9 protein-coding genes are annotated in these 13,896 nt (G+C 51.6%); 2 read left to right on the plus strand and 7 right to left on the minus strand.

Annotation, left to right across the window (positions count from 1 at the left end; translation table 11 throughout):
• Positions 1-182: 182 nt before the first annotated feature.
• From VFS25_RS11840 to VFS25_RS11860, 5 genes are all read right to left on the minus strand, one after another.
• Positions 183-1,703 carry a glycoside hydrolase family 32 protein gene (locus VFS25_RS11840; protein ID WP_326462356.1) on the minus strand — a complete coding sequence of 507 codons (1,521 nt, stop codon included), beginning with the start codon at positions 1,701-1,703 and terminating at the stop codon, positions 183-185.
• A 47-nt stretch (positions 1,704-1,750) separates the two neighbouring features.
• Positions 1,751-3,469 carry a RagB/SusD family nutrient uptake outer membrane protein gene (locus VFS25_RS11845; protein ID WP_326462357.1) on the minus strand — a complete coding sequence of 573 codons (1,719 nt, stop codon included), beginning with the start codon at positions 3,467-3,469 and terminating at the stop codon, positions 1,751-1,753.
• An 18-nt stretch (positions 3,470-3,487) separates the two neighbouring features.
• On the minus strand, positions 3,488-6,568 hold the full coding sequence (locus tag VFS25_RS11850) for a TonB-dependent receptor (RefSeq protein ID WP_326462358.1): 3,081 nt from the start codon (positions 6,566-6,568) through the stop codon (positions 3,488-3,490).
• 64 nt (positions 6,569-6,632) lie between these two features.
• Positions 6,633-7,541, minus strand: coding sequence for a carbohydrate kinase (locus VFS25_RS11855; protein ID WP_326462359.1), 909 nt, complete (start codon positions 7,539-7,541; stop codon positions 6,633-6,635).
• 22 nt (positions 7,542-7,563) lie between these two features.
• Positions 7,564-8,892: a sugar porter family MFS transporter gene (locus VFS25_RS11860; RefSeq protein WP_326462360.1), complete on the minus strand. Its 1,329-nt coding sequence runs from the start codon at positions 8,890-8,892 to the stop codon at positions 7,564-7,566.
• Between the two features lie 276 nt (positions 8,893-9,168).
• On the opposite strand from VFS25_RS11860, the gene VFS25_RS11865 reads away from it, so the two are divergent.
• Positions 9,169-11,925: a substrate-binding domain-containing protein gene (locus VFS25_RS11865; protein WP_326462361.1), complete on the plus strand. Its 2,757-nt coding sequence runs from the start codon at positions 9,169-9,171 to the stop codon at positions 11,923-11,925.
• 4 nt (positions 11,926-11,929) lie between these two features.
• Here VFS25_RS11865 and VFS25_RS11870 read toward each other — a convergent pair whose 3' ends face one another.
• Positions 11,930-12,352: a DoxX family protein gene (locus tag VFS25_RS11870; RefSeq protein ID WP_326462362.1), complete on the minus strand. Its 423-nt coding sequence runs from the start codon at positions 12,350-12,352 to the stop codon at positions 11,930-11,932.
• A gap of 53 nt (positions 12,353-12,405) precedes the next feature.
• A complete protein-coding gene (gene sigJ / locus VFS25_RS11875; protein WP_326462363.1) occupies positions 12,406-13,311 on the minus strand; it encodes an RNA polymerase sigma factor SigJ in 906 nt (301 codons plus the stop codon).
• A gap of 117 nt (positions 13,312-13,428) precedes the next feature.
• Between sigJ and VFS25_RS11880 the strand changes: the two genes are divergently transcribed.
• Positions 13,429-13,896 (plus strand): dihydrofolate reductase family protein (locus tag VFS25_RS11880; protein WP_326462364.1); only part of this gene is annotated, 468 nt, incomplete at its 3' end.

Genomic DNA, 13,896 nt, shown 5'->3' on the forward strand with positions numbered 1-13,896 from the left:
TTGCCGCCGGCTTTCTTCAGATTCCACCTCGCGGTGGACACCCTTGCCTTTGGCTAACGGTTCCCACTATCAAGGCCCGTAGAGGACTTGCACCTCCAAGTTTATGATCATACCGGGCGCACATTAAGAAAAGAGGCGGCCCTTCGCGGCCGCCTCTTTTCTTATACCTGTCAATAAAAAAACTACTTACCCAAATCCCACGCCTTCAACTCCTGCACCTTCACATCCCCATCCTTTGCAAACAGCGCCAGCCCGGTAGCTGACGGATCAGGGAACAATAAAGTGGTAATTACCTGTGCCCCGCCATTCACAAACACTTCCAGTGAAGATTTATCAAACAGCACCTGCAGCCTTAGCTTGCCATCTTGCAGCTGCACCGGCACCTTTTCAATATCACCTTTAACGGTTCCGTTTTGCATATTAGCAATGTACAGCTCATTACGCTGTGTATTGTAACCCAGCACTGTTTCGGTGCTGCCGCTTTTTTGCTGCGCCAGCTTCAGGCCAAAATCCGCAGCGGTACCGGGGGTGAAAGTAACATCTACCCAGGTGGCATTGGTATTGAATGTGCGGCCGGTGCTCAGTGTCTTTTCCTCATTATTAAGGGCTATATCACTTTGTGCCAGCTTGCTGGCAGCAGGCAGCTTATCCAGTGATTTGCTTAACACTGCTGCCGGCTGCTGGTATAAACGTATACCCGCCGGCGTTGTTTTCAGCAGCAGATCGCGGGGAATAGACATTTGCCCTCTCCACGGATAGGTGGCTGTTTCAAAAGGCATCAGCCAGCCTATCATCATTTTCCCGTTGTTGGGCAGGTTATTGTAAGGAATGGCGGCATAAAAGGTTTTGCCGTAATCTACAAACAGCTTTGTATCTGCCGGGTTATCATTCGTGAACTTTGTGCCGTCAAAGTCACCGGTAAAATACTGCATGCCGGTGGCAGCATCGGGGTTACCGGAAGATGTCATGAGCAGCCATTTCTTTTTTGTTTTATCACCATCCACGTATATCGGCGTTAACGACGGGCATTCCCATATTTTACGGGTATCGCCCTGGTTGCCAAACTCGCTCAGCAGCTCCCATTGCTTCAGGTCAGCGGAGCTGTAGAACTGCACCTTATGCTCTGCCGGCACGGCTACGGTCATCAGCCATTTATGCTGGTCATCCAGCCATATTACACTGGGATCACGGAAATCTTTTTTGTGAATATCCACCACCGGGTTGCTGGCGTAACTGGTGTAGGTAAGACCACCGTCGTTGCTATAGGCAATGAACTGCGATTCCTTGTGCTGTTTGGGTTGATCGGCTGTAAAAATGGCTACCAGCGGCGCTTTGCCGTTTTTACCGAACCCGCTGCTGTTGTTTTTATCCAGCACAGCCGACCCTGAAAATATCCAGGTAGTGGTATCGGGCTTTACTATTTCAGGAATGGCTACCGGCAAATGTTTCCAGTGTACCAGGTCGGTGCTGGTAGCATGGCCCCAGCTCATATGTCCCCATTTATTTTCAAACGGGTTATGCTGGTAATACAGGTGGTAAACACCATCCAGGTAAATAAGCCCGTTAGGATCGTTGGTCCAGTTCTTTGCCGGCGTAAAATGGTACACCGGCCGCCATTGCGGCGTGGGCGTAGTACTTTCCTGCGCCTGCAGCAGCAGCGGCAGCGTAAGGGCTGCCAACATGGAATACAGTTTTTGCTTCATACTAATAAGATATTGATAAAAATAACATTTCCGTGCGGCGGCTGGTATTACCAGCCGGTGTTTTGCTTATACAAACCTTTACTGAAGTTAATCTGGTTCAGGGGTATAGGCAAGTATTCGTCCCTGCCTTTTTTAAACACGGCATCATTCAGGTGCGAGCTGCGTGTTTTTTCCACGTTAAAATACGTGTTCAGGTATTCAGCTGCTATGCCCCAGCGCACCAGGTCAAAAAAGCGGTAACCTTCCATGGCAAACTCCAAACGCCGCTCCCAGCGCAGGGCCTGGCGGGCAAAGTCCTGTGTCCAGGTACAGTTTACGCCCGGCTGGTAGGTGTTTATTTTGTAGTTGGAGGTAAAGCTCCCATCGGCCTGCTTTAACCGGCTGGTGCTGGCGGCAGCTCTTTGCCGTATGCTGTTAATGAGCGGCAGCGCTTCGTTTTGCCGGCCCAGCTCAATTAATGCTTCCGCCTTGAACAGCACCACATCTGCATAGCGGATGATTGCCCAGTTCTTGGAGCTTGACATAAAGGGCGGCACTTTCTGGAATGCGGGATCATTGGGCAGCACCGCTTCTTTCAGGCTCAGGTAAGCGCCGTACACCTCCGGTGCGCGGGCCCAGGAGCGTTGGTATATAAAACCGGGATCGTATTTGTACGGATGACCGGGTATAGCTACGGTATGGTCTAAACGCGGATCAAAGGTGAGCGTATGAAAATCGCTTTCGCTGGCAATGTTTACATTGTTGAACGTGGTAAACATGGGCAGGCCGCTGTTATCTGTTTTGAACGCATTTACCAGGTTATAGCTGGGAGCATGAAAGCCGCAGCAGCCAAAGTCCTGGTTCATGGGATAATCCAGCGCATGTCCGTAATCAAGCCGGCCTTTGGGCGTGCCGTCGTCCTTGGAATACTGGATAGCAAAAACAGATTCAGGGCCGTTATCTTTGGCAGACAGGAAATTATCTGCAAAATCTGCCGACAGCTGGTATTTGCCGGAAGCCATCACCTCATCGCAAAGGCTGTTCACCTGCTGCAGCATTGCAGCATCAATACCTGTTACGTTGTTGTTCTCATCCTGTTTATAAGCCGCATACAGCAGTGCCTTAGCCAGGTAGGCCTTGGCGGCAAATTTATCCGGGCGGCCAGTTTCAGCCTGTGTTTCGGGCAGGTTGGCAGCGGCAAAAGTAAAGTCGGATATGATCTTTCCCCACAGCTCCTGGTCGGTGTATACCCGGTTTGAAATGGTATCATAGCTTTCCTTGGGCATGGTTTCATCTATGTAGGGCATATGCTTGAAGAGTATCTTCAGCAGAAAGTAAAAGTGTCCGCGCAGGAATTTCATTTCCGCCTGCCGGGCAACTTTACCCGGAAAATCATCTTCTGCAGCGTTGTTCAGGCGGCCCAATGCGTCATTTATACGGCCTATGCACACGTATATACGAAACCACAGCAGGTCGGTAGAGCCATTGTCAACCCGGTTCAGGGAAAAGGTTTCATAGAAATGAAAATCACTGATGTCGCCGGCGCCGTCGCCGCCTTTATAGGCATCGCCGCTGCGGATGTTGCCGTAAGGCCACATGCTGGAGTAAGGTGCGGTGTAATGATCGTTACCCAACCCGGCATAAGCGGCCGTTACCATTTTCTCCAGGTTTTCCGGCGTGTTCAGGTCATCGCCGGAGATAACGGCCTGCGGCGTCTGATCCAGGAACTTGCTGCAGGCGCCCAGCAGCAGGCAGCCTGCCAGTATTATATATTGAATGCGCTTCATGTTGCTTTGTTTAATGTTTTAGAATGACAGGTTTAACCCTATAGTGCCTATTACCGGTATGGGATAGGCGTTGTTCGGGTTTTCCGGGTCAGTGGCGGTAAATGATTTGCTCTTAACAGTGAGCAGGTTGCTGCCCTGCACATAAACACGGGCATTTTGCAGGTGCTTGCTGAACAGGTGCTGGAAGCTGTACCCTATCTGCAGGTTACGCAGCTTCATGTAAGAGCCGGACTCCAGGAAGTAGGTGGAAGTGCGGTTCTCATTGTTACGGTCAACCAGCGTGAGCGCAGGAATAGTGGCATCCGGGTTTTGCGGCGTCCATGCGTCCAGCGTACGGGCGCCCCAGTTAGTGCCCGGCCATATGGAAGAAAAGTCTGTATACGTTTTGAAGGTATTATACACCTGTATGCCCTGCACGCCCTGCAGGAAGAATGTAAGATCAAAGTGCTTGTACGACAGTGATACGTTCAGCCCATAGGTAAAATCCGGGTCGCCTTTACCGATGTAGTCCCGGTCCTTATCATCTATTACACCATCGTTGTTCAGGTCTTTGAACCGGATGCGGCCCAGGCCCTTGCCTATCTGATCCGCATAATCGTCCACCTCTTTCTGGGAGCGGAACAGGCCATCTGCCACATAGCCAAAGGTGGAGTTAATGGAACGGCCCAGGATGGTTTTATCCTGCCCGTTGCCGGGATAAGAGGTAAGCACTTCCTGCGGCAGCTCCGTAATTTTATTGCGGTAGGTTGCTACGTTACCGGTTACCGTTATTGCCAGGCCGGGCATAATATTGCCGCTGTATGACAGCAGCACTTCCAGGCCCTTGTTTTGCATGGAAGCGCCGTTTACATACCGGTTACCGCCCTCTCCTATTACTGCCAGGTAAGCGGGCCTGATAAGGATGTCGGATGTTTTCTTAATGAAATAATCCACAGAACCGCTGATACGGTTATCGAACAGGCCAAAGTCAAGGCCAAAGTTCGACTGCAGGGTGCTTTCCCATTTCAGGGAGGGATTGCCCTGCTGTATCAGCGTGTAGCCGGAGGGCAGCTGGCCGGTGCCGCTGCCGCCAATATCATAAGCGCTGCCGGAGTCAAAGTCCCAGGTAGGATCTATGCCGTAAATGGCGGAGTACAGCGTGTAGGTAGCGTTGTTGGCTATTTCCTGGTTGCCGGTTTTGCCCCAGCCGTAACGCAGCTTTAAGTCAGAGATGAAAGGCGCGTTGTCTTTCAGGAATTTTTCTTCACTCACACGCCAGCCTACAGACACGGCCGGGAACATGCCAAATCGGTTATCTGACCCAAAGCGGGAGGAACCATCGCGGCGCAGGGTTACAGATGCCAGGTACTTATTGTCATAGGAATAGTTCACTTTCCCGAAATAAGACAGTAACGTATAACCGCTGCCGTTGCCACCGTTATCCTTGTTGGAAGAGCCGGCGTCCAGGTAGGAGTAATCTATATTTTCCAGGGCATATCCCTGGCGGCTGGCGTAAAAGTTCTGCGCCATATATTTGATCTGCTCTTCGCCCAGCAGGAAATCAACGTGGTGTTTTTGCCGTTGCAGGTCGTAGGTAAGGGTGTTTTGCCATACCCAGTTGCCGTTATAATCCTGCGATGTTTGGGAGAAATTTGTTTTATCGGATAAGAAACCGGAGGTATAGGACTTACGCAGGGTGCGCTGGTAGGTGCCGCTGAAATCAATACCATAGCTGCTTTTCAGGTGCAGGTTGGGAATAATTTCGAGGTCGGCATACGCATTGCCGAACAGGCGGTAAAAATTACTCTTGTTCTGGCGGTTGTCTTCTATCAGGCGCACAGGGTTCTGCCGGTCCGTCATGCCGGGCGCAGGGCCGCCCCAGCCACCGTCTACCGTATGCACCGGCACTACCGGTTGCTGTACCAGCGCGGTGAACAGCACATCGGATGAAGGTATCAGCACATCTTTAATATAAGCGGCTGAGAGGTTCTCCCCGATCTTTAACCGGCCGTTAAAAAAGGAATAATCTGTATTAAAGCGGGCATTGATCTTTTGCTGGTTGGTGGCTTTAACAATGCCTTTATTGTTGTACATGCCCACGGAAAAATAAGAGTTGCCCCTTTCGCTGCCATTGGCAATGGATATATTATAGGTTTGCAGCAGGGAGGTTTGCGCAATCTGGTCATACCAGTAGGTATCTGCCGGATGCATGGTTTTGGCGGCGTCAATGTATTCCGGCAATATGATCTTGTTCAGCACCGGGTTATTGTAGTCGCCGTTCCAGTCGTACTGGTATATCTGGTTGTTGTCAGGATCTACGTGGTCATTAACCGCTGCCTGCCAATAGGCGCGGCCGCGGCCGTCGGTGTTCAGCGTTTTTATTTTGGTATTGTAGTACTGCAGGGAGGAAGATGCATCTACATTAATACGGCTGTAGCCTTTGCGCGCCTTTTTAGTGGTTACGATAATAACGCCGTTGGCGGCACGTGAACCGTAGATGGTGGCTGCAGAAGCATCCTTGAGCACCTGTATGGATTCAATATCGCTTTGGTTCAGCTCCTGCAAGCCTCTTTTGGTAGGAATACCATCTACCACGTACAGCGGATCATTATTGCCCAGGGTGCCGATGCCTCTTATGCGCACCGTGGCGCTGCTGTTAGGATCGCCGCTGGTGGTAACAAATACGCCGGGTACACGGCCCTGTAAGGCTTTCATAGGGTTGCCCACCGGTATGTCTTTAATCTCTTTTACATCTACTACCGATACCGCACCGGTAAGATCTGCCTTTTTCTGCGTCTGGTAACCGGTTACGATCACCTGGTTCAGGTCAGTGGCGTTTTCTTCCATTTGTATGGCAAGCGTTGTGGTGCTTTCTCCTACTTTCTGCGATACCGGCTTCATACCGATGTAGGAAAAATTAAGCACATCGCCCGGCGCCGCCTGTATGGTAAACTGGCCGGCGCCGTTGGTAATGGTGTTGCGGCTGCCTGCCTGCACCGTTACGCCAGGTAAAGGCGTGCCGCCTTGTTTGCCGGTAACGGTACCTGTAATGGTACGCTGCTGCGCCATGCCTAAAAGGCTCCACAGCAGCAATGGTACTAGGTAAAACAACTTTTTCATAATGGGAATTTGAATAATTGGAAACGGATGGTTTTGTGATTGTCCCTTGCTATGCGTTTTTAAATCAGTGATGAATGATAGCTGGTTGCTGTATCATTGCCATTATTTCTGCAGGATCATAATCCGGGCAGCCTCCGGGCCGGGAGGCCACCAGCGCGCCCAGCGCATTGGCGTAAGCCAGGCTGTAAGCAGGCGCGCACCCGTTAATGCTGCAGGCCAGGAAACCGGCCAGGAAGGCATCGCCGCTGCCAATGGTATCGGCTACCGTTACCGGCTGTACGGGCTGATAATAGAACTGTTCCGCTATGTAGCCCATGCAGCCTTTGCTGCCCAGCGTTACAATAATGGAAGAGATGTTGAACCGCTTTGCAATGGCCAGTATGCGCGCTTCATTATTATCATAGGCGCCGTACCAGCTGCTTATCAGCGCCAGCTCTGCTACGTTCAGCTTCAGCAGCTGGCAATGCTGCAGCAGCCATTCCAGCGTTTCCTGCGTGTACCAGGGCGTGCGCAGGTTAATGTCCAGCACCTTTACAGCGTTGGTTTGTAACGCCTTTTCCATTGTTTGGCGCGATACGGCATGGCGCGCCGCCAGGCTGCCAAACACCAGGTACTGCACGTCACCCTGCTGTAGTAAAGCCTCCAGCGCGGCATTCCAGCCAATATGATCCCAGGCCGCGGGATAATGAATGTCGTACTGCATATCCTGCTGTTCGTTCATCCGGGCATTTACCACGCCGGTAGCATGGCTGGTATGTTTTTGTATATACGCGGTAGTAAGCTGCATGTTTTCCATAAGCTGCAGCAAACGGGCGCCCTTTTCATCCTGCCCGATGGCCGATACCATGGCCACCTGCTGCGACAGCTTTTGCAGGTGATAGGCCACATTCAGCGGTGCGCCGCCCGGCAGCTCTTTCCCGGGCAGTACATCCCACAGTATTTCTCCAATGCATACAATGTTGTGCTTTATCATAATGTCATTATTTTCCGGTTGATCAGTGCACCACTATATTCATTTCTATCTGCTCCAGGGTTTGGCCTTTGGTTTCCGGCATCCATTTCCATACAAACAGCAGCTGCAGCACCATCATCACACAAAAGAAAAGGAAGATATGCCCGCCGCCGATGTGCGCGGCCAGGTAAGGGAAGGTAAAGGCAATGATTGCTGCCATGATCCAGTGCGTGAAGCTGCCCAGGGTTTGGCCTTTGGCGCGCACCTGGTTGGGAAAGATCTCGGATATGAACACCCAGATAACCGCGCCCTGTGAAAAGGCAAAGAAGGCAATGTATATTAACAGGCACGATACCACCACCAGGCCGCCGGTATGCCGGTAAAAGGCAACAGCCACCATGCCCAGGGTAATGATAAGCCCTACGGTGCCAATGCGCATCAGCTGCCGCCGGCCAATACGGTCAATAAAACGTATTGCGGTTAACGTGAACACAAAGTTCACGATGCCGATACCTACGGTAGACAGCAAGGAGGAACCTGCGCCTAACCCCGACATTTCAAAAATGCGCGGCGCATAATATATAATGGCGTTGATGCCGGACACCTGGTTAAACATGGCAAACAATACTGCCAGCATGATGGGCGTGCGGTATTTGCCGGAGAACAGCTTTTCCGCGCCTGCGCCGCTTAACGGCTGCGGGGCCTGGCGGATGATGTTCATATCATCCTGGTAACCGGTTGGGTTAATGAGCTGCAGGGTTTTTACCGCCGCCGCCTGGTTCTTACCATGCAGCAGCAGCCAGCGCGGGCTTTCGGGTACCCACCGCAGCAGCAGCAGGAACAAGCCGGCCGGCAAAGCCTGTATGCCCAGCATGAGGCGCCAGGCATTTTCACCGCCCTGCGCGCCAATGAGGTAGTTAGACAAATAAGAGATAAGGATGCCGAATACCACGTTGAACTGGAACAGGGCCACCATACGGCCGCGATATTGCGCCGGCGCTATTTCTGAAATATATACCGGCGCTGTTACAGAGGAAGCGCCTACCCCCAGCCCGCCTGCAAAACGGCATAGCAGGAAAAGGTACCAGTTACCTGCCATGGCCGTACCTACTGCAGACACCAGGTACACCAGCGCTACCAGCAGCAGGGTAGCCCGGCGGCCCAGCCGGTCAGACGGCAGGCTGCCTCCCAGGGCCCCCAGCACCGTACCTATTAATGCAATGGAAACCGTAAAGCCGTGCTGCATGGCCGTTAAATGCCAGTACTGCTGAATATCCTGCTCCGCACCGGAAATAACTGCCGTATCAAAGCCGAACAAGAAACCGCCCAGCGCTACTACAAAAGCCCAGAAAAAAACAATGTTGTTACGCATCCTTCAGATCAGTTTTTATTTTTTAAGGTGGATGGAACCATCACGTAGTTTGGTTACGGCGTCAAACCTAGCCCTTTTCGCAGGCGGCGGCATTACAGGATCGCCTCCAATACTTTCAAAATAGTAACGTCCTCTATTTAAGTGTGTTTAAATTGTTAATCAACACTTTATGAATTTTCCGGAAAATATTATCCGCAATAGATTTTCAATTTTGTATCATTGTTTTTAGAATTTATCACCTGATTGCCATCTTAAATCGCCGCCACGTTATTTGTCATGTTTAAAAGATTACTGCTTTTTTGCTGTTTATGGGGATGCTTATGGGCGACCGGCTGCCGGCAGGAAACAGCGCCTAAATACCGCATCGGGTTTTCACAATGCACCGGTAACGACGACTGGCGCCGGAACATGCTGACGGAAATGAAAAGGGAGCTTTTCTACCACCCGGAAATGCAGCTGTTATATAAAGATGCGGAGAGCGACAGTAAACGGCAGGTGCAGCAGATCCGCGAGCTGCTGGCGGGGAAGATAGATATACTATTGGTATCGCCCAATGAAGCCCAGCCCCTGGCGCCCGTAATAGCGGAAGTGTACCGCAAAGGCATACCGGTTATTATACTGGACCGCAAGGCAGCCACTGATTCCTTTACCGCTTACATTGGCGGGGATAATTATAACATAGGCAAGCTGGCCGCGGAATATATTGCCGGCCAGCTGGGTGGGCGCGGCCGCATTATAGAGGTAACGGGGCTGCGCGGCTCATCGCCTACTGTAGAAAGGCACCAGGGCTTTCATGATGCGCTGGTACATTACCCGGGGCTGCAGCTGATAGCTACGCTGGAAGGCAGCTGGGTGGCGGATAAAACACAGGCGGCCGCCGCGCAGCACGATTCGGCCATACGGCAGGCCGATGTGATATTTGCGCAGAACGACGTAATGGCCTACAGCATGTACCGCTATTGCCGGGCCAGGGGCATGCAGCATACCCGCTTTATTGGGGTAGATGCATCGCCTTACCCGGATGCAGGCATTGACCTGGTATCGCGCGGGGTGCTCAGCGCCTCCCTGCTGTACCCCAGCGGCGGCAAGGAAGCCATCAGCATGGCGGCTGATATTTTGGCCGGCAAAAAAGTGCCCCGCAACACCCTGCTGCAAACCGTACTGATAGACAGCAGCAATGTAAAGCTCATGCGCCTGCAGATAGACAAGATACAGGCGCAGCACCAGGAAATAGAGAACCAGCAGTCGCTGCTGCAGGAACAACGCTCGCTGTACCAGGACCAGCTGCACCTTTTGCGCATTGTGGCCACTACCCTGTGCATTGCTTTTTTACTGGGCATTGTGCTGTTTTTTATACTGCGCACCAACCGGCGCATTAACCGGCAGCTGAAGCAGCAGCGCGATGAAATATTGCAGCAGCGCGACCGCCTGGTGGAAATGACGGCCAAAGCGCAGGAAGCCACCGAAGCAAAATTTGCTTTCTTTACCAACGTATCGCACGAGTTCCGCACCCCGCTAACGCTCATACAGGCGCCGCTGGAAAACCTGATGGACAGCCGGCAGCTTTCCTCCACGCAAAAGCACCAGCTGGAGCTGATGCACCGCAATGTAATTCGCCTGATGCGGCTGGTGAACCAGCTGCTGGAATTTCGCCGCATTGAAAGCGGCAAGCTGCCGCTGAAGGTAACAGAGCAGGACCTGCAGGTTTTCATGACAGATATTATGGAGGCCTACAAAAGCATTGCGGTAAAAAAACACATTGACTTCCGCCTCATATGCCGGCAGCCGGATATTAAAGCCTGGTTTGACCAGCAGCTGTTTGACCGGGTATTATACAACCTGCTTTCCAATGCCTTTAAATTTACCGGCGACTACGGCAAGGTGCATATTTACCTGGAAAAGCCGGCCCAAACCGATGAAGTGGTTATTCATATTGAAGATAACGGCGCCGGCATGGATGAAGGCACGCTGGCCCATGCCTTTGAGCTGTTTTACCAGAGCCGTGAAACCGCGCACAAAGGCACCGGCATTGGCCTGGCCCTGAGCCGCGAGATCATATCCCTGCACCATGGCTCCATTAGCGTAAAAAGCGCAAAAGGCGCCGGCACTACGTTTACCATTACACTGCCGGCCAGCCCCACCCCTTTTGCGCCGGAAGAGATACAACAGGAAGCGGAAAGCATGAATGTGCTGAACCACTCGCTGTTCAATTACCTGGAGGTGCCTGAAGAGCAGCCGCTGATGCCCGCCGCCGCTGTTGCGGAGCACCCGCACTCCCTGCTGATCATTGAGGACCACCCGGACCTGAACAGCTTTTTATCGGACTACCTGGGCGGCCTATACGAAGTTTTTCACGCACGCAACGGCGCCGACGGGCTGCAGCTGGCCTTCCGCCACATACCCGACCTGATACTCTGCGATATTATGATGCCGGGCATGGATGGCATACAGGTGCTGGAAACGCTTAAAAAAGACATCCGCACCTCCCATATACCGGTTATACTGCTCAGCGCCAACAGCAGTGAGGAGCAGCGCATTAAAGGACTGCAGCACAATGCAGATGCTTATATCAGCAAGCCCTTTAACCTGCAGTACCTGGCCGAAAGCATCAGCAGCCTGCTGAACAACCGCGCGCTGCTGAAAGACCATTACATAGCGGAGCCGGCCACCCGTGTACATGCCGACCAGTCGAACAAAACTGACCGGCGCTTTATTAATGATTTCACCGCTATTGTGGAAGATAACCTGGGCAACGACCAGTTTGGGGTAGATGATATTTGCCAGCGCCTGTCTGTTTCCAAAATGCAGCTGTACCGCAGGGTAAAGCAGCTGCTCAGCTGCAATGTGAATGATTACATACTGGACACACGGGTAAAAAAGGCCAAGTACCTGCTGCTGAACACCCAGCTGTCTGTTGCGGAGATAGCCTATGCCTGCGGCTTTTCATCGCCGGCTTATTTTTCCACGGTATTCAAATCGCGCAGCCGGCAAACGCCTAAAACGTTCCGGGAGCAGCTGCATAAAAAGCCGTAACCTTTTACGCCATTACCGATTGCCGGCCTGCCCGCGCTTTTGCCGTTTGCAAACGCCGGTTATAATATACATACGAAACCACAAGCACACACAGGAACAATAGCGGATCAATAATAAAAACGGGGCCGTCGCCTACGGAAAAATGCGCAATGGCGGCAGACACCAGGGTGATGGCAAAACCGGCATAGGCAAACTCCTTTATTTTACCGGGCACACCGGGAATTAACAAAGCCAGCACTCCCAAAGCCTTGGCAATACTCAGCTCAATGCGCATATAGTCCGGCAGGTGCAGGTGCTGGAACGGGCCTTCCGTACGGTACACTTCGGGGCCTATGGGATTTTTGAGATTAAAGTTAATAACGCTGTACACCATTACGGCACATACAATGCCGGTGGTAGTCCAATAAATGATGTTGTCCTTTTTCATGATATATACTGTTTTAAATGAACAGGTATATACATAAGACAACGCAGCTGGTTTTACTGTGACGGCTTATTAAAACGTTTCAGCTTACCGGGGTTGGTTTGTATATAGATATTCCTGATCTGCGCGCCTTCCAGCTCAATAGATACAATGCTTACCGCTGTTACGCCCGACCAGGATATAACAGAAGGCAGGCCATTAACCAGGGTAATTTCTCGTACAATGTCCGGCATATTGCTGTAGTATACCGGCACAACGTTTTTCAGCAGCCGGATCACATTATCCTGGCCGTGAACAGGGCGCCGGGGCGCTGTAAGCCGTTTGCGGTTAACGGCAGTAACCGTGCCGCCGCCATCGGCAAACAGGGTAATATCTTCTTTCAGGAGCTGCACCAGCGCATCCACATTCCCCTCCGTAGCGGCCAGCAGAAATTGCTGCAGTATTTTTTCATGCGTTTTAATGTCAACCTCAAAACGCCGGGCATCCTTACCCAGGTTGGCTTTGGCCCGTTTCAGTATCTGCCGGCAGTTATCTTCCGACTTATCAAATATCCCGGCCAGCTCATAGTAGTCATAGGAAAATACTTCTTTCAGCAAAAAGATGGCCCGTTCCTGCGGTGTTAGCTTTTCAAGCAGCACCATCATACCGATAGACAGGGCATGGTACATCTCCACCTGCCGGTACGGGTTGGCTGCGCGCTCCTGCAGGGGCTCCGGCAGCCATATGCCAATGTACGCTTCGCGCTGTAAACGCGCGCTGTGCAGGTAATTAATGCATTTGTTGGTTACCATCTTCACCAGGTACGCCTTGCGGTGCTGTACATTTTCCACCGGCATTTCCATCCATTTCAGGAAAGTGTCCTGCACAATATCTTCTGCTGCATCTACATTGCCCAGCATGTTATAGGCAATGGAAAACAGCAATGTCCTGTATTCAAGAAAAGTTTCCGAGTGCTGGTCCATGATTGTTCCTTATTGGTATAAAAATAAGACAGCTCACCCGTTTATTTTGTGACACCCGGTTTGTTAAAACAGCAACAAGTAGCTAACTTTCCTTCATCACGTATAAATACTGTAGCCATGAAAAAAATTATCCTTGACTTAGCAGTTACCGTAGACGGTTTTATTGAAGGCCCTAACGGGGAAATTGACTGGTGTATTATGGATGGGGATATCGGGTTTGACGCTTTCCTGGCTGACATAGACACCATTTTTTACGGGCGCGTAAGCTATGAGCTGTGGGGACAATACCAGCCGGGCAACGATATAAGCGATGCGGAAAAAAAGGTATGGGATGCGCTGCACAGCAAAAAGAAGTACGTATTCTCGCACCAGCCTAAAGAAGATGCAAAGGCAACTTACATACATGGCAACATCGCGGAGCAGGTGGCAGCCATTAAACAGCAACCCGGTAAAAACATCTGGCTGTATGGCGGTGGAAAGCTGGTTGCCACATTCATTGAGCTGGGATTGATAGATGTATACCGTTTGGCGGTTCACCCCGTGCTGTTGGGCCAGGGCAAACCGTTGTTCTCCGGCTTTAAGGAA

The organism is Chitinophaga sp., assembly GCF_035761305.1.
GTDB lineage: Bacteria > Bacteroidota > Bacteroidia > Chitinophagales > Chitinophagaceae > Chitinophaga.

Bases quoted from the DNA above. Each gene is read 5' to 3' on its own strand.
- VFS25_RS11840 (WP_326462356.1), bottom strand. From the start codon at position 1,703: ATGAAGCAAAAACTGTATTCCATGTTGGCAGCCCTTACGCTGCCGCTG.
- VFS25_RS11845 (WP_326462357.1), bottom strand. From the start codon at position 3,469: ATGAAGCGCATTCAATATATAATACTGGCAGGCTGCCTGCTGCTGGGC.
- VFS25_RS11850 (WP_326462358.1), bottom strand. From the start codon at position 6,568: ATGAAAAAGTTGTTTTACCTAGTACCATTGCTGCTGTGGAGCCTTTTA.
- VFS25_RS11855 (WP_326462359.1), bottom strand. From the start codon at position 7,541: ATGATAAAGCACAACATTGTATGCATTGGAGAAATACTGTGGGATGTA.
- VFS25_RS11860 (WP_326462360.1), bottom strand. From the start codon at position 8,892: ATGCGTAACAACATTGTTTTTTTCTGGGCTTTTGTAGTAGCGCTGGGC.
- VFS25_RS11865 (WP_326462361.1), top strand. From the start codon at position 9,169: ATGTTTAAAAGATTACTGCTTTTTTGCTGTTTATGGGGATGCTTATGG.
- VFS25_RS11870 (WP_326462362.1), bottom strand. From the start codon at position 12,352: ATGAAAAAGGACAACATCATTTATTGGACTACCACCGGCATTGTATGT.
- sigJ (WP_326462363.1), bottom strand. From the start codon at position 13,311: ATGGACCAGCACTCGGAAACTTTTCTTGAATACAGGACATTGCTGTTT.